The organism is Pseudomonas sp. C7.1, from assembly GCF_056312395.1.
Genome location: NZ_JBWDTL010000002.1, coordinates 93,691 through 115,283, shown reverse-complemented (window position 1 = coordinate 115,283; position 21,593 = coordinate 93,691). Strand labels below are relative to the sequence as shown.

Annotated in this window: 15 protein-coding genes and 1 pseudogene; all 16 read right to left on the bottom strand. The window is 59.6% G+C overall.

From position 1 onward, the window contains the following. Positions 1 to 88: 88 nt before the first annotated feature. The gene (locus AC0T4W_RS01690; RefSeq protein WP_476315326.1) at positions 89 to 535 is read right to left on the bottom strand and encodes a GNAT family N-acetyltransferase; all 447 of its coding nucleotides are present in this window, start codon (positions 533 to 535) and stop codon (positions 89 to 91) included. A 25-nt stretch (positions 536 to 560) separates the two neighbouring features. Then, on the bottom strand, positions 561 to 998 hold the full coding sequence (locus tag AC0T4W_RS01685; RefSeq protein ID WP_476315323.1) for a CBS domain-containing protein: 438 nt from the start codon (positions 996 to 998) through the stop codon (positions 561 to 563). A gap of 157 nt (positions 999 to 1,155) precedes the next feature. Continuing rightward, positions 1,156 to 4,332, bottom strand: a complete 3,177-nt coding sequence (locus AC0T4W_RS01680) for a type I restriction endonuclease subunit R (protein ID WP_476316045.1) — start codon at positions 4,330 to 4,332, stop codon at positions 1,156 to 1,158. Between the two features lie 5 nt (positions 4,333 to 4,337). Then, the gene (locus tag AC0T4W_RS01675; protein WP_476315320.1) at positions 4,338 to 5,303 is read right to left on the bottom strand and encodes a Fic family protein; all 966 of its coding nucleotides are present in this window, start codon (positions 5,301 to 5,303) and stop codon (positions 4,338 to 4,340) included. A gap of 47 nt (positions 5,304 to 5,350) precedes the next feature. Beyond that, positions 5,351 to 6,406, bottom strand: coding sequence for an abortive infection family protein (locus AC0T4W_RS01670; RefSeq protein ID WP_476315317.1), 1,056 nt, complete (start codon positions 6,404 to 6,406; stop codon positions 5,351 to 5,353). A 10-nt stretch (positions 6,407 to 6,416) separates the two neighbouring features. Continuing rightward, a complete protein-coding gene (locus AC0T4W_RS01665; RefSeq protein WP_476315314.1) occupies positions 6,417 to 7,703 on the bottom strand; it encodes a restriction endonuclease subunit S in 1,287 nt (428 codons plus the stop codon). Beyond that, positions 7,693 to 9,348, bottom strand: coding sequence for a class I SAM-dependent DNA methyltransferase (locus AC0T4W_RS01660; RefSeq protein WP_476315311.1), 1,656 nt, complete (start codon positions 9,346 to 9,348; stop codon positions 7,693 to 7,695). The genes AC0T4W_RS01665 and AC0T4W_RS01660 overlap by 11 nt, the downstream gene beginning before the upstream one ends. A gap of 704 nt (positions 9,349 to 10,052) precedes the next feature. Further along, positions 10,053 to 11,477 carry a two-component system sensor histidine kinase CreC gene (creC, locus tag AC0T4W_RS01655; RefSeq protein WP_476315308.1) on the bottom strand — a complete coding sequence of 475 codons (1,425 nt, stop codon included), beginning with the start codon at positions 11,475 to 11,477 and terminating at the stop codon, positions 10,053 to 10,055. Beyond that, a complete protein-coding gene (gene creB / locus AC0T4W_RS01650) occupies positions 11,477 to 12,163 on the bottom strand; it encodes a two-component system response regulator CreB (protein ID WP_476315305.1) in 687 nt (228 codons plus the stop codon). The genes creC and creB overlap by 1 nt, the downstream gene beginning before the upstream one ends. 265 nt (positions 12,164 to 12,428) lie before the next feature. Further along, entirely contained in the window at positions 12,429 to 14,459 is a 2,031-nt protein-coding gene (locus tag AC0T4W_RS01645) for a methyl-accepting chemotaxis protein (RefSeq protein ID WP_476315302.1), read from the bottom strand. Between the two features lie 182 nt (positions 14,460 to 14,641). Then, positions 14,642 to 15,868 carry an HD-GYP domain-containing protein gene (locus AC0T4W_RS01640; protein ID WP_476315299.1) on the bottom strand — a complete coding sequence of 409 codons (1,227 nt, stop codon included), beginning with the start codon at positions 15,866 to 15,868 and terminating at the stop codon, positions 14,642 to 14,644. Positions 15,869 to 15,984: 116 nt separating this feature from the next. Continuing rightward, positions 15,985 to 16,164, bottom strand: a pseudogene (locus AC0T4W_RS01635) (formaldehyde dehydrogenase, glutathione-independent); the annotation flags it as partial. Positions 16,165 to 16,460: 296 nt separating this feature from the next. Next, positions 16,461 to 17,324: a formyltetrahydrofolate deformylase gene (gene purU / locus AC0T4W_RS01630; RefSeq protein ID WP_476315295.1), complete on the bottom strand. Its 864-nt coding sequence runs from the start codon at positions 17,322 to 17,324 to the stop codon at positions 16,461 to 16,463. A gap of 188 nt (positions 17,325 to 17,512) precedes the next feature. Further along, positions 17,513 to 18,145, bottom strand: a complete 633-nt coding sequence (locus AC0T4W_RS01625) for a sarcosine oxidase subunit gamma (protein WP_476315292.1) — start codon at positions 18,143 to 18,145, stop codon at positions 17,513 to 17,515. Next, complete coding sequence (locus AC0T4W_RS01620) at positions 18,138 to 21,173, bottom strand: sarcosine oxidase subunit alpha (RefSeq protein WP_476315289.1); 3,036 nt, start codon at positions 21,171 to 21,173, stop codon at positions 18,138 to 18,140. The genes AC0T4W_RS01625 and AC0T4W_RS01620 overlap by 8 nt, the downstream gene beginning before the upstream one ends. Then, positions 21,170 to 21,496, bottom strand: coding sequence for a sarcosine oxidase subunit delta (locus AC0T4W_RS01615; RefSeq protein ID WP_476315287.1), 327 nt, complete (start codon positions 21,494 to 21,496; stop codon positions 21,170 to 21,172). Before AC0T4W_RS01615 ends, AC0T4W_RS01620 begins: the two co-directional genes overlap by 4 nt. Between the last annotated feature and the right edge of the window lie 97 nt (positions 21,497 to 21,593).

The following is a 21,593-nucleotide window of genomic DNA, read 5'->3' as shown; positions in this document are numbered from 1 at the left end:
GCTCCACACCAAAGCCGCACCACTACCCACCTGCAGAGCCAAAACCCTTTTAAACAACCCGCGTATTCAGGATCATTCGCGAAGCAAGCTAAGCCGGCGGTTTGGCGATAAAAGCCTGCTTGTCATGCCGGTCAAAGCCTGCTGATTCGTAGAAACGCAGGGTTGCTGGGTCCTTGCTGCTGGTCATCAGCATCACCTTGTAGCAGCCCTGGCCCCAGGCAAACGCCAGGGCGTACGCCAGTAACGCCTGGCCATAGCCACGCCCGCGATGCTCGCTGTGGGCCACCACGTTTTCGATCAGGGCAAAGGGGCGGCAGCCGCGCGTCAGGTTGGCCACCAGGCTGATGCTGCAGCTGGCCACCAACTGTGCATCGCGGTACAGACCAAAACACTGGTGCGCAGGGTTGGCGATGATTGCCTGCCACACCGCATCAACTTGATCACGCGCGGGCAACGGTTGGTCGTCAGGGTGCAAATGCTCATACAGGGCGAGCAGCGCATCCAGCTCGCCAGCCCCGACACTGCGGATATCCATCAACCTATCCCTATTACACGCGCTGCTACTCGCCGCGAATGTACTGCTCCAGTTGTTGGATCAAGCTGGCCTGATCGGCGATGGTGTGTTTAACCAGGTCACCAATCGACAGCAAACCGATCAATTCGCCTTCAGCCAACACCGGCAAGTGACGCAAATGGCGGTCGGTCATCAGCTGCATGCAGTGCTGTGAGGTGTCGCGCAGGCCTATGGTCAGGACATCTGCCGTCATGATTTCGCTGATCGGCACGCTGAATGACGGGCGTTCCAGCAGCGCTACTTTGCGCGCGTAGTCACGCTCGCTGACGATGCCGGCCAAACGCCCCTTGTCATCCAACACCACCAGCGCCCCAATACCTTTCTCGGCCATCACCTTCATTGCATCCAGCACAGTAGCGCTGAGATTGACGCTGTATACGGCGGCCTGAGGCTTACTGCGGAGAATTTCGGCAACTGTTTTCATACAGCGGCTCCTGCTCTGTTTCTTATTGGCATTAGAGGATAGTGCTCAGGAAGGCCATTGCTGGCCAACCCGATAGCCCGATCAGAGCACCTGTGCGGGCTTAGTGCAACCATTGCGAGCCAAGCGCCCCGTTAACTTCAAGTGCCTATGTGCTTACTTATTTCGACCAATTTTGGCTCAACACCTCAGCCTGTTTAAGCACCAACTCGATAGCCTCATCGGCCTTATCCGGCGGGTACTTATAACGACGCAGGGTGATACGCACCAAGTTGCGCAGCTTGGCCCGCACGCTATCGCGCACCTGCCAATCCACCGTGGTGCTGCTGCGCAGTTTGCCGGTCAGTTCAGTGGCGATCTTCTTCAGCTCTTCATCGCCCAGCTCGCGCACCGCGCTTTCGTTATTGGCCAGGGCATCGTAAAAAGCCAATTCGTCGGGGTTCAGGCCCAGCGCTTCATGCCGCTTGAGGGCCTCCTGAAACTCTTTGGCCATGGCGATCAGCTCTTCAATCACCTGGGCGGTTTCGATGGCGCGGTTGCGGTACTTGCGCAGGCTTTCCAGCAGGCGGTCGCTGTACTTCTTCTCCTGCACCACGTTGTTGCGGGTGTGGGCGCGGATTTCATCGCGCAGCAGTTTTTCCAGCAGTTCCACCGCCAGGTTTTTGCTCTTCATGTTGCGCACATCGGCCATAAAGTCATCGTCGAGCAAACCGATATTGGGCTTGTCCAACCCGGCGAGGGCGAAGATATCCGCCACGCCATCGGCGATCACGGCGTTGTCGAGAATCTGCTTGAGGGCGGAATTCTTTTCTTCCTCGGTGAGCTTTTTATCGACCGTGGTGTATTTAGTGATCACCGCCTTCACCGCCGCATAAAAGGCGATTTCTTTACGGTATTCGTCCGCTTCATCCAGGGTGCCGCACAAGGCGAAGGCCTTGCTGATGGCCAGCACCAGATCAAGGAAGCGCTTTTTGCCGTCATCCAGCCCCAGCACATGGTTGGCCGCTGGCACCAGCAACAGCGTGGCTTGAGTGGCGTAGGCACTGATATCCAGTTTTGCGCCGTCCACCTCGCTGGCGAACAAGCCACGCACGATGTCGACTTTCTCCACCAGCACCGCGAAGGCCTCTTGCGCCAGGTTGGCCGGCTGGCCTTTGCCGTTGGCGTCGGTGTAGGTCTTGAGCGCACTTTTCAGCTCGTTAGCGATGCCGATGTAGTCCACCACCAGGCCACCCGGTTTGTTCTTAAACACCCGGTTAACCCGCGCAATGGCCTGCATCAGGTTGTGGCCCTTCATCGGTTTATCCACGTACATGGTGTGTACACAGGGGGCATCGAAACCGGTTAGCCACATGTCGCGCACAATCACCAAGCGCAGCGGATCATTGGCATCCTTGAAGCGTTTCTCCAGGGTCTTCTTCTGCAGCTTGTTGTAGATGTGCGGCTGCAGCAGCTCGCGGTCGGCGGCCGAGCCGGTCATCACCACCTTGATCGCGCCGCTGTTGAGGTCTGTGCTGTGCCACTCGGGGCGCAACGCGACGATGGCGTTGTAAAGGTGCACGCAGATTTCCCGGCTCATGCCGACGACCATGCCCTTGCCTTCCAGCGTGGCGCTGCGGGTCTCGAAGTGCTGCACCAGGTCGGCAGCCACCTGCTGGATACGCGGCGCGGCACCCACCAGTTTTTCCAGGGCGGCCCACTGGCTTTTGGTCTTTTCGCGGTAGGAGATGTCCTCCTCGTCCTCGATAACTTCCTCGACCTCATCGTTAAGCTGCTCGATCTCGGCCTGGTTGATGTCCAGTTTGGCCAGGCGGCTTTCGTAGTAGATCGGCACGGTGGCACCGTCATCCACGGCATCCTGAATGTCGTAGATGCTGATGTAGTCGCCAAACACCGCACGGGTGTCTTTGTCTTCGCTGGCAATCGGGGTGCCGGTAAAGCCGATAAAGGTCGCGGCTGGCATGGCGTCGTGCAGGTGCTTGGCGTAGCCGCTCACGTACTTGTGCCCGGTTACTGCGCCGCTGGCTTTGTCCTTCACGGCCACCAGGCGGGTTTGCAAGCCGTAGTGGCTGCGGTGCGCCTCATCGGAAATCACCACCACATTGCTGCGCTGGGTTAGCGCTGGGTGATGTTCCTCGCCTTCGAACAACGAGAACTTCTGCACCGTGGTGAAGATAATCCCGCCGGACTGGCGCGCCGCCAGCATCTCGCGCAGCTCATCGCGGCTAGTAGCCTGCTCCGGCAACTGCTTGAGCAGCATCTTGGCGCTGGTGAAGTTCTCGAACAGCTGCCCGTCGAGGTCGTTACGGTCGGTCACCACCACCAGTGTGGGGTTGTGCATTTGCGGCTGCTGCAACAGCTTGCCGGCATAGCAAACCATGGAGATGCTCTTGCCCGAGCCTTGGGTGTGCCACACCACCCCGGCTTTGCGCGGCTCGATGCGCTTGCCGTAGGTGGCCCGTTCCTCACGCAGCGTGCCGTCGAGCGTGGCGGCCACCAGGGTGACGCGCACCGCCTCACGCACCGCATGGAACTGGTGATAACCGGCAATTTTCTTGATCAGCCGCTCGCCGTCCTGCTCGAACAAGACAAAGTGGCGGATGTAATCAAGGAACAGCTCGCGCTGGAAAAAACCACGCACCACCGCCTCCAGCTCGTAAGACAACAGCGGCTTGTCGTGCTCATCGTGAATGGTACGCCACGGCAAAAAGCGCTCCTTGTTGGCAGTCAACGAACCAACCCGCGCGGTGATGCCATCGGAAATCACCAGCGCCTGGTTAAACACAAACAGCTCGGGGATTTCCTCTTTATAGGTCTGCAACTGGTTGCAGGCATCCCAGATATCGGCGCTTTCATCACCGGGGTTTTTCAGCTCGATCACCGCCATCGGCAGGCCGTTGATAAACACCAGTAAATCCGGGCGACGGTTGCCTTTACTGCCCAGCAAGGTGAATTGGTTAACCAGCAAAAACTGGTTGTTGTGCACCTGCTGAAAATCCACCAGTTGCACATGTTCATGCTGCATCTCGTCCGCCACGCGGTACTGCACCGGCACACCCTCCAGCAGCCAGCGCTGAAACTGCCGGTTGTTGTGGATCAGCACCGGGCTTTGCGCCTTGCCGAGCACCTCCACCACCTGCTCCTGCAATACTGCTGGCGGAATGCGTGGGTTGATGCGCACAAGCGCGGCCAGCAAACGGCCGGGCAATATCACCTGGCGGTAATCCTCACGCTCGGCGGCATGGCCTTCCGGGGCCAGATCCGGCCCATAGGCGATCTCATAACCCCCCTCGCGGAACCACGCCTGGCACAGCTGTTCCAGCCCGTCTTCGCTAATCAGCTTCACTGCATAACCTCCCAATGGCCACCCTTGGCCGGGCCAATACGGCGCAAGCGCCCGTGTTCGCGCAGCTTGGCAATTTGTTTCTCCACCGCCCGTGGGCTAATGCCCAAGCGCTCGGCCAGCACACGGGCCGGCAAGCGCGGCTCGCTGCGCAGCAGGGCGAGTATCTTCTCCGAACTTTCTTCCGAACCTTTCTCCGAACCTGCTGCCAGGGTTTCGCCCATGGCATCGAGCAAGGCCTGCAGCATAAATTCGATAAAAGGCGTGGCCTCGGCGCGCTGATCGGCCTCGCTCAAGGCTTGGTAATAATCTGCCTGGCGCGCATGCACCAGGGTTTCCACCGGCAGATAGGCCAACAGCGGCTGCCACTGGCTGAGAATCAACGTCTGCCACAAGCGCCCCATACGGCCATTGCCGTCATCAAAGGGGTGAATAAATTCAAACTCGTAATGGAATACGCAACTGGCAATCAGCGGATGCGCCTCGGTGGCGTGCAACCAGCTCAGCAGATCGCCGAGCAACTGCGCCACCCGGTTGGCCGGCGGTGCCATATGCACCAGCGCATCACCACGATAGATACCCACCCCGCCCTGGCGATACTGGCCGGGGCCGTCTACCAAGCCCAGCATCAGGGTTTTATGCGCCGACAGCAGGTCGGCAGTACGGTCGGGCTGCCAGTGGGGCAGTTGCTCATAGGCGGCAAAGGCATTGCGCACCTCCTGAATCTCCCGTGGCTGGCCCAGCACGCGCTTGCCATCCAGCACCGCCGTCATCTGCTGCAACGACAGGCTGTTGTGCTCAATGGCCAGGGAGGCATGGATGGTGCGGATACGGTTATCGCGGCGCAGATGGGGCGACGATGAAGCTGCGCCCGAAGCCGACCAACGCCCGAGCAGCTCGCAGATGGAGGCGACCTGCTGGAGGATGCGAGGGGTGAGCTGGTAGGGGGGCTGATAAGAGGACATTTGCAGCTAGCGCACAGAAAACAGTGGAGGCGGATATCTGCGACTCATTAGCTCTCCCCCATCCGGCTTGGATACAGTTCAGCGGCTTTTTCTAGAGAGGAGTCAACTGCTGCATCTAAAAAAGCTTCAGAAAAGGCAACTTTTATTAGACGACGCCTAATTTTATTCTTAAAGGTAGCACGGCGTGATTCATGAGCCTGCCAATCAATACCCGCATCATTTATGGCGAAGCCAATAACAAACTCAGCAATACTCCTTATATCCTCTGCAGACACTGACTGTTGAGCTTCATCACTTACAAGTAGAGCGGCAATTATTGAATCAATTCCATCCTGATAAGGGATATGCATATTTTTATACGATAGCTCGTCCTCCGGCGGCTCAACAACAAGCACCACCCCTTCTTGCACCCCAACAACTAAAGACTCCTCCCCCTCCCCCTCAGAAGACATAAACTGAAGCAACATTTCACGATAAGCGAAGGAGCTTTCATCAGCCATGAAAAGCAATTTGCTTGGCAGAATCTCAAGGTGTTTTTTTCCATCCATTTCAAATTTATAGCCACTATACTGACCATCAAGAAAGTCATTGAAATCAGGATAATCCTGATAGTAAATCCTGACCGCCAGAGAAGGATCACCATTAGCCTTGTGTTTATGGAAAACAAACCCGGCAACACTATCCACCAGCCTGGCTACCAGCTCGGCCTCCGGCATCTCAATCGGGCTTACATAATGACCATCTTTACCATGAGACGCCGCACCATACCTATTGCGAAGCTCCCCAACATTATGAACAACACTACTCGAAAGCTTCCCAATTAAAGCATTTACATCCTTATCTCTATTAAAGGATAAAGCGTCACGCACAGACTTAAAAAGCGGTTTTAGATCCTGCTCAAGATCGCAACCCACCACCCTATCCGAAAGAATGGTCTTAAACACGCTTTCTAAAAAGGCTTTAGATGTATCTAGAGTGAGCGCTGGGTCGCCAGTCACAACCGCCTGTTCAATGCGCTCCTTCTGCTCAATCAGATGAACTGCATCTTCTGACCCAGCAATAGCATATGTACTACTACTTAATAAAAAGGCAGAGCTACTCATCCGTCATCCCTCACACCTTCATCTGACCAGAAAATAGCTTCGGGAGCAGCGCAGTTCGCGCAACTGCTAAAGAACGAGACTCCTCCGCTAACAGCGCAATCTTCTCGTACAAAGGCGCGACAATCCGACAAAACTCACTGAGAACCTCGCCCCCTGGCACAAGAACCGGTATCGGTCGAAAAGTTTTCTTACTTATTTCAGCAAATGTAGTACCACTCGCCCGAAGTTTAATGTCATTTATTGAAAAGCTTGTCCATTGAAGAACATATTCAGGGGGCAAAATCTTTTCACATCGCATAGCAATGAAACCTTGATTAATCGCGACTGGCACCTTGGCAATAGCAAGATAGCCGACAGGAGCTCGCGAAGACATAAGCACGACATTTATGGGCAAGAGGCCAGAGCTGATTTTGTCTAGCCCAGCCTGGGTGACTCTCCTCTCCGTACCAAGTAACACCTTATCATTCAGGCCTGAGAGATCTTTTGGCGTCGCCCAGTTGAACTGCCCCCCCGCCCAAAATTTCTCTTCCTGTGTACTTGGGGTTCCACCGCCTAGAACCTCCACCTCTTCCCCGATAGTGCTCCATGCCCACCCCTTCGGGATAAAACCCAATTCCGACGCCATCAATTCTTCCGGAAAGATGACAGCGGTGGTGGCACTCATGCCTTCTGGCTGGCGGCCAGCGATTTTGGCGCGAACGGGATCAAAATCGATAAACCAGGACTTGAAGATAGCTTGGGCCATTTGTTCGAGGGATTGGTTTATTTGACGGTTGACTTCTACTTTTTTGTCTAAAGCTTTTAAATGCTTCGCTATTTCAACCTGTTCGTCTTCAGGGGGAATAGGTAGCAAAATCTTTCTGAGTTCGCTTTGCTTAATTCCCTTAACTGTTGAACCAGACGCACGCGATTCAAGTTGATCCTGCACATAGCTTGACTGCATTAAATAAAGAAGATAGTCATTATTCAATACCCCTTCTTTCCCTCGAAGGGTCACTATCCTTTGGGCCAAAGCAACATTGGAATCATCAAGCTGAGCAATCTCTCCGAGTGGAGCCTCAGTAGTCACCACAACGTCGCCCGCTCTCGGCAAGCCTCGAACCATCCAACTGCTATATTGGCTTTCAGCAATAAACTCTTCAGGCGTTTCGATTCGCCCGTTCTTTACGATTTTTGCCGTAATTAATGGAATTCCACAATCTGTCTTCTGAGGCGTTTTTCCTCGATAGTCAATAATGGCTTCCATAACTTCATCTAGCGGCTTTATTAACCAATGCACTGGATAATCAGCACTCATAACCCAACCCCGCCAGATTCTTCCTGATCTGCTCTTCCAGCTTGGCACTTTCCTCAAACTGGCTTTTAAGCTGGGCACTTAACCGCTGCATCTTCTCGGCAAAGGGCTCGCCATCCTCTTCGACCTCGGCAGCGCCAACATAACGACCCGGCGTTAGCACGAAGTCGTGTTTGGCAATTTCGTCCAGGGTCACGGACTTGCAGAAGGCCAACATATCTTCATAGCCCGCGCCGGTCTGCCAAGCCTGGTAGGTGCTGACGACCTTGTGGATATCCTCGCGGGTAAAGTCGCGCAGTACGCGATCCTTCATAAAGCCGAGGTTGCGCGCGTCAATAAACAGCACCTCGCCGCTGCGCTCGCGCAGGTTGAGGCCGGTGGCGGTTGTGCGCGGGTGTTTGTTTTTGCTTAAAAACCAGATGCAGGCGGGTATCTGGGTGTTGGTAAATAACTGCCCCGGCAGGGCGACCATGCATTCCACTTGGTCGGCCAGCAGCAGGTTTTTGCGGATTTCACCTTCGTTATTGGTGTTGGAACTCATGGAGCCGTTGGCCAGCAGCAGGCCCAGGCTGCCGTTGGGTGCCAGGTGGTGGAGCATGTGTTGCAACCAGGCGAAGTTGGCGTTGCCATCCGGTGGGATGCCATAGGCCCAGCGCGGGTCGTCGTCCTTCACCCCGCTCTTCCATTCCTTCATGTTGAACGGCGGGTTGGCCATCACGAAGTCGGCGCGTAGGTCGGGGTGCAGGTCTTCGCTGTAGGTGCTGGCCCAACGGCCACCAAAGTTAAAGTCGATGCCGCGCAGGGCCATGTTCATCGCGGCCAAGCGCCAGGTGGTGGGGTTGGACTCCTGGCCGTACACCGAGATGTTATTCAGCTTGCCCTGGTGCTCCTCAATAAAGCGTTCGCTCTGCACAAAGAAGCCGCCCGAGCCCATGGCCGGATCGTACACACGCCCCTTGAACGGTTGGAGCATTTCCACCATCAGGCTGACGATGGCTTTGGGCGTGTAGTACTGCCCGCCCTTTTTGCCTTCGGCGAGGGCGAATTGGCCGAGGAAGTATTCGTAGACGTGGCCGAGAATGTCCTTGGCGTGCAGGCTGGCGTGTTTGAAGGGGATGCTGCCGATCAGGTCGATCAAGCCGCTGAGCTTGTCGGCCTCGATGCTGAGCTGGGTGTAGGTTTTGTTGAGCACGCCTTTGAGGATGGCGTTTTCTTTTTCCACATGATCGAGGGCGGTGTCGATCAGCCAGCCGATGGTGCGCATCTCCACGGCCTGCTCGGTTTTGCCGCTCTTGAGCATAAAGTGGGTGCCGATGGGCAGCTTGGCGTTGCTTTGCAGGGTGTCCCAGCGGGCGATCTCGGGCACCCAGAAGACGTTTTTCTCGGTGTAGAAGTCGCGCACTTCCAGCTCTTCTTTAATCAGCGCTTCGTCGCCGCCTAGGTAGTACTCGTGGGCGGGGTCGCGAAACTGCGCCTCCAGCTCGGCGCGGCGCTCGGCAAAGGTGTCGCTGACGTACTTAAGGAAGATCAGGCCAAGCACGGCATGCTTGTACACGGCGGCGTCCAGGCTGGAGCGCAGCCTGTCGGCGGCGTTCCAGAGTTTTTTCTCCAGATCGTTGAGAAATTGCTGTTCTTCGCTACTGGTCATGCCATTCGTACCTTGTATGCAGAACTGCGCCGGATGAGGCGCAGCTGTAGAAAATGCTGCGCGGATTTTGCCAGAGCGGGCGCGCTTGGCGGGATTATTCGTTTTAACCGTGGTGAATCTATACGCGCCGAGGTGATGCGGATCGCCAGCAAGCTGGCTCCTACAGGGCAAGCCGCATCAGGCGCAGCTCGGCTCAACCTTCAACATTACCGATGTGCGACCTGGTAGCCCGGATGTAATCCGGGAACGGACTACCCAATGACACACGGCCCCGGATTGCATCCGGGCTACGGACTCTTCGCGGGCATGGCCCGCTCCTACGGATTTCAGCGGGTAGCTCGGATGTAATCCGGGAAGGGGCCGCCCGATGACACACGGCCCCAGATTGCATCCAGGCTACGGACTGCCATCCCGTAGGGTGGGTTAGGCGCGCCCTGCCGATAGCGATGCACCCGCGCTACCCGGTGCGCCGTAACCCACCACCTGCGCAACGCCGCGATAGTGGCTGGTGGGTTACGCGGTGCACCACCATGGCGGTGCCTGAGCGTTTGTCGCTTGGCACCGCTAACCCACCCTACGGTGATCCGACATTTCAACAGCGGGTAGCTCGAATGTAAGCCGGGAATGGACTACCCAATGACACACGGCCCCGGATTGCATCCGGGATACGGACTCTTCGCGGGCATGGCCCGCTCCTACGGTTTTCAGCCCCTCGGCAGCCGCAATATCACCTCGACACCGCCCGCGACATTGCCGATGTGCAGTGCGCCGCCGTGCAACTGCATCACCTCCTCAACAAAATTCAGACCCAAACCGGTGCTTTTGCGCCCGCTGCCGGGGCGTGGCAGGGAGTAGAAGCGCTCGCACAAGCGCGCCAGGGCGTAGTCGGGAATGGCCTCGCCCTGGTTGAACAGGCGCAGCTCGATCTGCCCGGCGCGGATCTCAGCGTTAAAGCGCAGTAGCCCACCGGGCGGGGTGAAGTCCAGGGCGTTGTCCAGCAGATTGGCCAGGGCCTGACGCAGCAAAAATGCCTCGCCGCGCGCGCTTAGTTCAGTGCCGATCTGGTTTTCAACCTGCAGGCCCGCCGCTTGAATACGCGCTATCTGTGCCTGCAACAGCGACTCCACCAATGCGTGCAGCGGCACCGCCACCTGTTCTTCCAGGCCCTGGCGTTGTTCGACCTGAGCCAGGTGCAGCAGGCGCTCAATCAGCTGCTGCATGCGCGCGCTTTCCTGCTCGATATTGGCGACAAAGCGCTGCCGTTGTGCTGCCGGCATCTCGCTGTCGAGCAGCTCCGCCGCGCCGCGAATCGCCGCCAGAGGGCTTTTCAGTTCATGGGTCAGGGTGTGCACATAGCGCTCGACATAGGCTTTGCCTTCCAGCTCGGTGCGCATGCGCTCGATGGCCTCGGCCAGTTGCGCCAGCTCGCCACCACGTACGCTGGGCAGTTCAGCGCGCTGCCCGGCGCTGACTGCCTGGGCATAGCGGGTTAGCTTGCGCAGCGCGGCGCTAAGCCACCAGGACAGCAGCGCGCCGATCAACAGGCCGAGCACGATCAACCCACCACCGAGCCAGGCCAGGCGCTGTTCGGAGCGTTCGATATAGGGCTGTAGGGTGCGATTAGGCTTGGCCACCGAGACCACGCCGATAATCTGCGTGCCGTCCATGATCGGCGCGGCGACGTACATCACCGAGGAATCGGGATCGTTCGGGTCTTCCTTGGTAGAACGCGCACCGTATTCACCGCGCAAGGTGCGCAGCACATCGTTCCAGCGCGAATAATCCTGCCCCACCGCTACGCCCGTGGAGTCGAGCAGGACGATGCCCTTGGCATCGGTGACATAGATGCGGTGGTTGACCTGGGTTTTTTCCACGCCCCAGATCTGCGCCTGGGGCTGGCGCTGGCCGTAGGCTTGCAGCAGCGCGGGCAGGCGGCTCTGTTGCAGGCGGCCGGCCTTGACCTCGTCACGCAGAATCTCGGCCAGCAGGTTGGCGGTGTCGACCAGGGTTTCTTCGGTGCTTTGGCGCACGCCGGGGCGGACTTCGTCCATCACCGTGCTCAGCACAAACCAGCCGGCCAGCCCAACAAAGAGGAAGTACACCAGAAAGATGCGAACGCCTAAGGGCATCAGGCGTGCCTCGGCGAGTAGCTGTAACCCAGGCCGCGATGGGTCTGGATCGGCTCCGCCGCAGCGGCCACCTGGCGCAGCTTGGCGCGCAGGCTTTTGATGTGGCTGTCGATGGTGCGCTCGTAGCCAACATCGGCGGCCACGCCAAGGCCGTCGAGTAATTGCTCACGGGAGAACACGCGCTCGGGTTGTGCCAGCAAACTGTTAAGCAGGCGAAATTCATGACGCGTAAGGCTGAGCAGTTGGCCGTGGTAGTGGATTTGCACCCGCTCGTTGTCCACCTGAAACGGGCCTTGAGCTGGGAGCACAGCGGCTGCTTCCCGTGGTGCCATGCGCTTGAGAATGGCCTTGACCCGCGCCGCCACTTCACGCGGGCTGAAGGGTTTGACCACGTAATCGTCAGCACCGATCTCAAGGCCCACCACGCGGTCGATTTCCTCGCTGCGGGCGGTGAGGAAAATCACCGGCACCTCGGAGAAGCGCCGCAGTCGCTTGCAGGCCTCAAAGCCACTGATATCCGGCAGGCCGACATCGAGGATCAGCAGATCCGCCGGGTTGCGCTGTTGTTCGGCCAGGGCCGGCTCGGCCAGGCTGAGCCAGGTGGTGGTAAAGCCTTCACTTTGCAGGGCAAAGATCAAGGTGTCGGCGATGGCGGCTTCGTCTTCGACAATCAGAATATGCGGCATGGGCGTCCTGCTCGTGGCAACTCGGCGAGGAGCCTGCGGCAGGCCGCTGCCAGCGTCAAGCATGGTCAGTCACCCAGCACGTAGCCGTTGTAGCCCGGATGTAATCCGGGAATGGCGACGGCAGATAAATCGCCCCGGATTACATTCGGGCTACGCACCAGATCGTAGGTTGGCGTTGAGCGCAGCAAAGCCCAACAGGTGGTGGCCGTATCGTTGGGCTTCGCCGCTGCGCGCCTCAACCCAACCTACAAATAGCAACGAGCCCTCAGTCGAGTTTGAAGCGCGCTGTGTTCTGCTCCAGCGCCTGACTGCCCTGGCGCAGCTGTTCGGCGGCATTACTCACCGCCTGGGCGCCTTCAAGCAGGGCACTGGCTGCGTGATCGACCTGCTGAATATTGCCGCTGACTTCATCGGCGGTGGCCGCCTGTTGCTCGGCGGCAGTGGCGATCTGCGCCAGACGGTCGGTCACCAACTGCACCGATTCGACAATGGCACTCAGGTCCTCCCCCATGGCCAGCACGCTGCCGACATCATCTTCAGCCTGGCGCACGGCGTCTTCCATCTGGGTCACCGACTGGCCGACCACGCGGTGCAAGTTGGCCACAGTCTCGGCGATTTCCGCCGTGGAGTTCTGCGTGCGCTGCGACAAACTACGCACCTCATCGGCGACCACGGCAAAACCTCGGCCTTGCTCGCCAGCGCGCGCGGCCTCAATGGCGGCATTGAGCGCCAGTAGGTTGGTTTGCTCGGCGATGCCCTTGATCACATCCACTACGCGGGTGATCTGCTCGGTCTGCGTGCGCAGTTGCTGCAAGGTGGTGGCGCTGTCGCCCAGGCTGCTGCTGAGCTGACGCATGCTATCGCTGGTACGCGCGCTGCGCTGGTTGCTCTGGTTAGCAATTTCTCGGGTTTGGCGGGCTTCCACTGCAGCCTGCTCGCAGCTCTGTGCCACGCTTTGTGCGGTGGCGGCCATTTGTGTGGCGGCGGCGGCAATCTGGCTCATCTGGTCCTGTTGCTGCTCCACCGACGCCAAAGCATTGCGCGCCTCGCCGTTAAGCATCTGCACGGTGCCGCCCAGCTGTAGGCTCTGCTGGTTGACGCCCTGCATGGAATCACGCAGCTGGCCAACCGCCGTATTCAGCGCCATGGCAATACTCGCCAGATCGTCCTGACCATGTACCTGCATGCGTACACGCAAGTCGCCATCGCGCAGGCCTTCGGCGGCCAGGATGATCCCGGCAGTGCTGCGCCGGATTGAGGCGTTGAGGCAGAACAACACATACAACGCCAGAAGAGTCAGCAGGCTGAACACGCCGATCACTTCGACCATCGCGGTCAGGGCCTTGTGCCGATACTCGCCAAGACTGATAGCAAACTGCTGATACAGCGCCGCCTGCAAGCCGAGCAGCTGGCCCTGCAGGACCTCGGTGCGTTGCACGAACTGCTCCGGCGTCAAGGCCATGGGGCTGGCCTCGAACATGTCGCGGTCGATGTCCGCGAGGAAGGTTTCGTAACCTTGCAGCGCCTTATCATAGGGCCCTTGCAGCTGGCGCATGGCACGCGGCGATTCGAGTTTGAGCGTGGCGTGGGCCTTGAGCAACTGGCTGCGCGACTCGTCCAAGCTGCTGCGCAGATCGCGGATCAGCACCCGGCTCTGTAGAGTGAAATGCTGTGATACCACCGCGCCATAACCCTGACTGGTAAAGCTGCCCAACTGCTCAAGCAGGCGCGGCAGGATGTAGGTCAGTTGCTCCATCATCAGGTAGGTGTCGAGCTGCGGATCGAGGATCAGGCCGCTGTCGGTGGCCGCCTGTTCGCGCAGGGCGAGCAGGCCCAACAGGTTCTTTTGGTAACGTTCGAGGGCATCGGGCAAGGCCAGCTTACCCAACACGTCAACACTCAACTCGGCCTGACCGGCGCTAAGGTTCTGTAAATGCTGACGAGCCTGATCACTGAACAGTTCGGATTTAAGTGGCTGCTGCAACGCTTGCACGGCTGGCTCAAGAGCGCTGGCGCGTTCACGCAGTATGGCCTCGGCGGCTTTCTCGGTGCCCTTCCAGCGCGACAGTAAAATGCCTTGTTCAATTAGCTCCCGCTGCACGCCAGCCATGACCTGCAGGGTACTGATGCCTTCAAGTTCCTTGTCGATAGCGTTAAGTCGCCCCTGATAATTGCTGCCGATCACCCACAGCGAAAAACCCAGCGGCAAAGCGAACAAGACGAACACCAGCTGAAACTTGCGCGCAAAGCTGAAACGTTCCAGCAGCCGTACACCCGGCTTGAGTACTCCTGTCATATACACCTCAACCTGTTGGGCGCACCAACTACAGGGGCGCGCCAAAGCAAAACCTCAAGCAAGAAGCACGCCCAGGCAGCGCACCTTTAACCCGCAATGTGTATTGAGCATAGATGAGTGACCAGGACACGCCCTGCTAACAGGTCGCAGAAGCGCGCGGAGGAGTTGCTGCTGCAGCGTCATTACTGGGCAATACCACTCCAGAGTTCGTCGACATGGCGAAAGCCCCACTCTTCGGCGGACTCGCGGCCGACGATCTTGTCGCGCCCGACCAGCTTATTCAGGTCGAGAATTTCCTGCGGGATCGGGGTTTTCGACTTGGCCGAGAAGAACACCTTGACCCTCGGTGTGAGCAAGGATTTGGCCTGTTGCTCCATGACCACGCCGATGCGCCCACTTTCCAGACGCACCAGCGAACCCACCGGGTAAATGCCCACAGTTTTAACAAAGGCCTGAAACACCACGGGGTCAAAATGGCCCTTCCATTCAGCCATCTTGCGGATCGACTCGGCGGGGTCCCAGCCGCGCTTGTAGGGGCGGTCTGAGGTGATTGCGTCATACACATCGCATACGGCCCCCATGCGCGCATACAGGCTGATCTGCTCACCGGCCAGACGATGCGGGTAGCCCGTACCGTCGACCTTTTCGTGGTGATGCAGGCACACATCCAGCACCAGCGCGCTGACCTGCTTGCTTTCAATCAGCATGCGCGAGCCGGCTTCGGGGTGATCGCGTACCGTGGCGAACTCTTTGTCAGTCAGCTTGCCCGGTTTGTTCAGCACCTCATTGGGAATCGCCATTTTGCCAATGTCATGCAGCAGCCCGGCCAACCCTGCTTCGCGTACCTGGCCCTCGCTCAAGCCCAGATTGCGCGCCAGAGCAATCATCAAAGCGCAGACCGCCACCGAGTGCATATAGGTGTACTCATCGGCATGCTTCAGCCGTGCCAGGCTGATCAGCGCATTGGGATGGCGCATGATCGACTCGGAAATTTCTTCGACCAACTCGCCGGCTTGCTCAAACTGCAACGCCTGGCCCATGCGCGCATCGCCAAACATGCTGACCACTGCGGCTTTGGAGCGGGCGCAGAGTTTGAACGCGCGCTGCACTTCATCTTCCATCGACACCGCCAGGTTGACTGGCGAGCGCTGTACCGCTGCCAACAGAGCAGCTTCGGCTTCGGCGGCAACTTCTTCAGGGCTGGCGCTGGCCGTGCCGACTACAACATCCAGGCCCTTGCTGACATCAATCCACAGCTCACCGATGCTGCTGGCCTTGATCCGCAGCAGGTCTTTCTCAGAATTGAGAAGAAACTTGGATTTCCAGAAAGGGTGGTCCATCCATGCGCCACAGAACTCGTGGATATACATACCGACGCGCACATCGGCTACTGCAATGCACTTCAACATGGACCCCACTCAAGAAAGGACGAACAACGACAATTCTTAGACAGCATAGATGATCAATTTGCCGGCAGTGTTATGGCATTGGCTGACCAACGGCAACAAGGCGTCCGTCGTAGCGGGGTGATATGGGTGGCGCAAACCACTTCGGCGATATTGATGCGGTCCCACATGATCGCCTGCATCAGTTGGCGGTTGTACTTCATCACCGGAGTCTGGCCGGTGTGAAAGCTGTGGGATTTGGCCCAGCCGAGGCCGAAGCGGATGCTCAGGCTGCCGATCTTCGCCGCCGCGTCCACCGCGCACCGGATTAACGTCACCGACGATTACCACCGCCGCGCCGAGCATCCGATGGGTATCGCTTCGCTCAACCCATCCTACGAACTGGAGCTTGTGTCTGTTGCTGGGCGGGCCGAGAACTTGGCAGTCGGTGAGCCACCCGTAGCCCGGATGCAATCCGGGGAAAATCTGTGCGGCGCAACGGCTCCCGGATTGCATCCGGGCTACGCACTATCAGGAGTGCGGGCATTTCGTAGGAGCGGGCCATGCCCGCGATAGGCCAGAAGCTTCGCGGGCATGGCCCGCTCCTACAGATTGACTAAGCGTGCAGCACCACGGTGCGGCTGGCGTTAAGGAACACGCGGCGCTCCAGGTGATAGCCGATGGCCTTGGCCAGGGTCTGGCATTCGATATCGCGGCCCTTGGCGATCAGGTCTTCGGGATAGTGGGCGTGATCCACCGGCTCCACGCCCTGGGCGATGATCGGCCCCTCGTCGAGGTCGTTATTGATGTAGTGGGCAGTGGCGCCGACCAGCTTGACGCCCTTCTCGTAGGCCTGGTGATAGGGCTTGGCACCCTTGAAACCGGGCAGCAGCGAGTGGTGAATATTGATCGCCCAACCATCCAGCTTGCGGCACAGCTCAGGCGAGAGCACCTGCATATAGCGGGCAAGCACCACCAATTCGGCACCCGCGTCCTCGATCACCTGCAACACCTTGCTCTCCTGCGCCAGCTTGTTCTGCGGGTCGAGGGGGAAGTGGTAATAGGGGATGTCGTGCCAGCGCGCCAGCGGCTCCAGGTCCGGATGGTTGGATACCACCGCCACCACGTCCATGGCCAGGTGACCGATGCGCTGGCGATAGAGCAGGTCGTTCAGGCAATGGTCGGCCTTGCTCACCATCAGCACCACCTTGGCACGGTAACCCGGCGGGGTCAGCTCGACCTGCATGCCAAAGGCACTCAGGCGATCATTCAGGCCGGCGCGAAAGGCCTGCTCATCGAAGTCATCCGGCTGGCGGAATTCGACGCGGATAAAGAAGCGTGCCGACAGACGATCATCGAAGGAGTGGTGTTCGGTGACGTAACAGCGCTGCTCGAACAGAAAGCGTGTCACCGCATCCACGGTGCCGAGCACGCTTGGGCAGTGGGCGGTAAGGATCCAGGTATCGGGGGTGCGGCTCATAATAGACTCCGAAACAAACTCAATTGCTTTGCCCCCTCTCCCCCGGGAGAGGGGCCGGGGGTGAGGGCGCCCGAGACAACGCGGTTCGCTTTTCCCCTCTCCCCAACCCTCGGCTTTGGCATCCTGCGTCGCCCTACCTCCTGCATCCATGCAGTCGTCTCCCGGAGGGAGAGGGAGCCGTTCGTGTGTCAGGCCTTGATCGCCAAGCCATACTCGGCGCTGGCGTCCTGCAGCCACAGCCAGAAGTAATCGGCGAAGCTGCGGCGGATCAGCAGTTCCCAGGTGTCTTCGGCGGTGTGGCGGATCACCAGTTGCGACTTGGCGAAGTGGGTGCCCACCGCCTTGCCCACCGGGAAGTTGCTCGGGTGCACGTCGTAGCTGGTGGACTTCATCAGCACTTCACGCACCTTCGGCCCGCTCAGTTCCAGCAGGGTCTGCCCGCCGCTGACGTTGACGATCGAGATATGCAGCCCCGCCAGCGCCTCGCGCAGCTTCTGCTCGACCGCGAACTCGCTGCCGCTCGGCACAATCAGCAGCCACTCATCCGGCGCCAGCCATTGCAGCGAAGTATCGCCAGCAGCCACCAGGGACAGCGCCGCTGGCAGCTCCAGGCTCAAAGCCTTGTGCACACCACCGGCAAACGCCGGGTCTTGGCCGTCGCCGCGTAAGGTCAGGTGCCCGAGCAGCCTCTTCTCGCGCAGGGTCACCCCGGCCTGTTTGGGACCTTTGCCGGCCAGTTGCTCAAGGTCGGCATGGTGCAGCGGCGACTCGGCGTGAGCGGCAGCCGGGCGTTGCTGATAGACATTGATCAAGTTAGACATTCTGGCGATCCCCTTTCGGGTCATAGAACACGGAGCTGACGATTTCGGCTTCGATCAGGCTGCCATCGGCCAGCGGCGCGAACACCCGCTCGCCCATGCGTTTGAGGCCACCCTTGACCACGCCCATGGCGAAGCTGTAACCGAGACTGGCGCTTATATAGCTGGAGGTGACGTGGCCGACCATCTGCATCGGAATGGACTGCTGCGGATCAAACACCAGTTGCGCGCCTTCCGGCAGCACCTTGTTCGGGTCGACGGGTTTGAGCCCGACCAGCTGCTTGCGGTCTTCGCGCAGGCTGTCTTCGCGGTTCATGCCGCGCCAGCCGATCCACGAGAAGGGCTTGGTCCGGCCGACACACCAGCCCATATTGAGATCGTCCGGGGTTACCGAGCCGTCGGTGTCCTGGCCGACGATGATGAAGCCCTTCTCGGCCCGCAGTACGTGCATGGTCTCAGTGCCGTAAGGCGTCAGGCCATGCTTCTTGCCGGCTTCGATGATTTTTTCCCACACACCCAGGGCGTAGTCGGCCTGCACGTTGACTTCGTAGCTCAGCTCGCCGGTAAAGGAGATGCGGAACACCCGCGCCGGCACGCCGCCAACCTGGCCTTCTTTCCAGGTCATAAACGGGAAGGCGTCCTTGTCCAGGTCGATATCAGTGACCTCGGCCAGCAGCTTGCGGCTGTTGGGGCCGGACAGGGTCATGGTCGCCCAGTGGTCGGTAACCGAGGTGAAGTACACCTTCAGCTCTGGCCACTCGGTCTGGTGATAGATCTCCAGCCACTCCATCACCCGCGCCGCGCCGCCGGTGGTGGTGGTCATCAGGAAGTGGTTATCGGCCAGGCACGCGGTCACGCCGTCGTCGAAGACCATGCCGTCTTCCTTGCACATCAGGCCGTAGCGCGCCTTGCCCACATCCAGCTTGGTCCAGGCGTTGGTGTACACGCGGTTAAGGAACTCGCGGGCATCCGGGCCTTGAATATCGATCTTGCCCAGCGTCGAAGCATCGAGAATGCCGACCGCGTTACGCACCGCCAGGCACTCGCGGGCCACGGCGGCGTGCAGGTCTTCACCGGCCTTGGGGAAGTACCACGGACGTTTCCACTGACCCACGTCTTCGAACTCGGCACCGTTTTGCAGGTGCCAGCTTTGCATCGCGGTGTAACGCTTGGGCTCGAACAATGCGCCACAGTGACGGCCGGCCACCGCGCCGAAGGTCACCGGGGTGTAGTTCGGGCGGAACATGGTGGTGCCCATCTGCGGGATGCTGATGCCCAGCGAACGGGCGGCAATCGCCAGACCGTTGATATTGCCCAGCTTGCCCTGGTCGGTGCCGAAACCCAGGGCGGTGTAACGCTTGACGTGCTCGACCGACTCGAAACCCTCACGGGTGGCCAGCTCGATACCGGCGGCAGTCACGTCATTCTGCAAATCAACAAACTGCTTGGGCGCGCGCGCCGTCGGCTTGTCGTGCGGCACCTGGAACAGCGCCAGGGACGGCTCTTCCATGCGCACGGCAACCTGCGGCAGGCTGGCGGCAACGGCTTTAAAACCTGCTTCGGCGGCGGCTGAAACACCGGCCTCAAACCCATCGGCCAGGGCATCACCCAGGCCGAACACACCATTTACCGCACCGGCGCACAGGCGCTTCTGGAAGCCGCCCTCCCCCGGCACAAAAGCCAGAATATCTTCACGCCAGGTCGGCTTGCCGCCCAGGTGCGAGGCCAGGTGCACCACCGGGCTGTAGCCACCGGAGCTGACGATCAAATCGCAGTCGAGCACTTCACCGGGGCTGGTGATCTTGTGGTGCTGCACATCAATGGCGCAGATGCGTGCAGCGGTAACGCGCTTGCTGCCGGTCGCTTCCACCACGGCGCTGCCGGTGAGGATGCGTACACCACGCGCACGCGCCTCTTCTACCCAGGTGCCGCGTGGGTTGCTGCGAGCATCGGCAACCGCCACCACCTGCAAGCCCGCATCCAGCCAGTCGAGCACCACGCGGTAGGCGTAATCATTGTTGGTCGACAGCACCAGCTGCTTGCCCGGCGCCACGCCATAACGGCGCACATAGGTGGACACCGCATCGGCGAGCATATTGCCCGGCACGTCGTTGTTGGCGTACACCAGCGGCCGCTCATGGGCACCGGTGGCCAGCACCACACGCTTGGCGCGTACGCGGTGCATACGTTGCCGTACGACTCTCTGCCCAAGCGGCCCAAGCGGCGCGATCTCACCGAGGTGATCGGTCAGGCGCTGGTGAATGGTGAGGAAGTTGTGGTCGTGGTAACCGTTAACCGTGGAGCGCGGCAACAGGGTGACTTCAGGCATGCCGGACAGCTCGGCAATCACCTGCGCGGCCCATTCAGCGGCGGGTTTGCCGTCGAGGGTTTCGCGGGTGCTGAGCAGGCTGCCGCCGAACTCTTCCTGCTCGTCGGCGAGAATCACCCGGGCACCACTGCGCGCAGCAGCCAACGCCGCCGCCAGGCCCGCCGGGCCGGCACCGACCACCAGCACGTCGCAGTGCTGGTTCATATAGTCGTAGCTGTCCGGGTCCACTTCGGTGGGCGAGCGGCCTAAACCTGCGGCCTTGCGAATGTACTTTTCGTACGTCAGCCAGAGGTTCTGCGGGTACATAAAGGTTTTGTAGTAGAAGCCCGGCGGCATCATCTTGCCGCCGACCTTGCCGAGAATGCCCATCATGTCGGTGTTGACGCTCGGCCAGCCGTTGGTGCTGCTGGCCACCAAACCGGGGTACAGCGCCTGCTGGGTGGCGCGCACGTTGGGGATCTGCGCCGCTTCGCTGCTGCCAATCTGCAGCACGGCGTTCGGCTCTTCGGCGCCAGCGGCAACAATGCCGCGCGGGCGCGAATACTTGAAGCTACGGCCGACAATATCCACACCATTGGCCAGCAAAGCGGCGGCCAGGGTGTCACCGGCAAAGCCTTCATAGCTCTGCCCGTTGAAGCTGAATGTCAGGGGCTGGCTGCGATCAACGCGGCCGCCGCTGGCAAGACGATTGACCTGGCTCATGCCGTTACTCCTTGGTCGATGGCCTTTTTCTCGGCGGCGCCAGCAGCAGTGACGCTGGGCTTCTCGCCGATTTTGTAGGTTTCGAGAATTTCGTAGGTCACCGTGTGACGGGTGGCGTTGAAGTATTGGCGGCAACCGGCCGAATGCACCCACAGCTCGTGGTGGATGCCGCGCGGGTTATCGCGGAAGAACAGGTACTCGCCCCACTCGGCATCGCTGCAGGCGGTTGGGTCCAGCGGGCGCGGAATATGCGCCTGGCCCTTGGCGTGAAATTCCTCTTCGGAGCGCAGTTCGCCGCAGTGAGGGCAGAAGATATGCAGCATGTTCGGTACCTCCAGAAAATCTTCAAACCCGCTCGGATAGCCACGCGGGACAAGCTTGTCTCCCCTCTCCCTCCGGGAGAGGGGCCGGGGGTGAGGG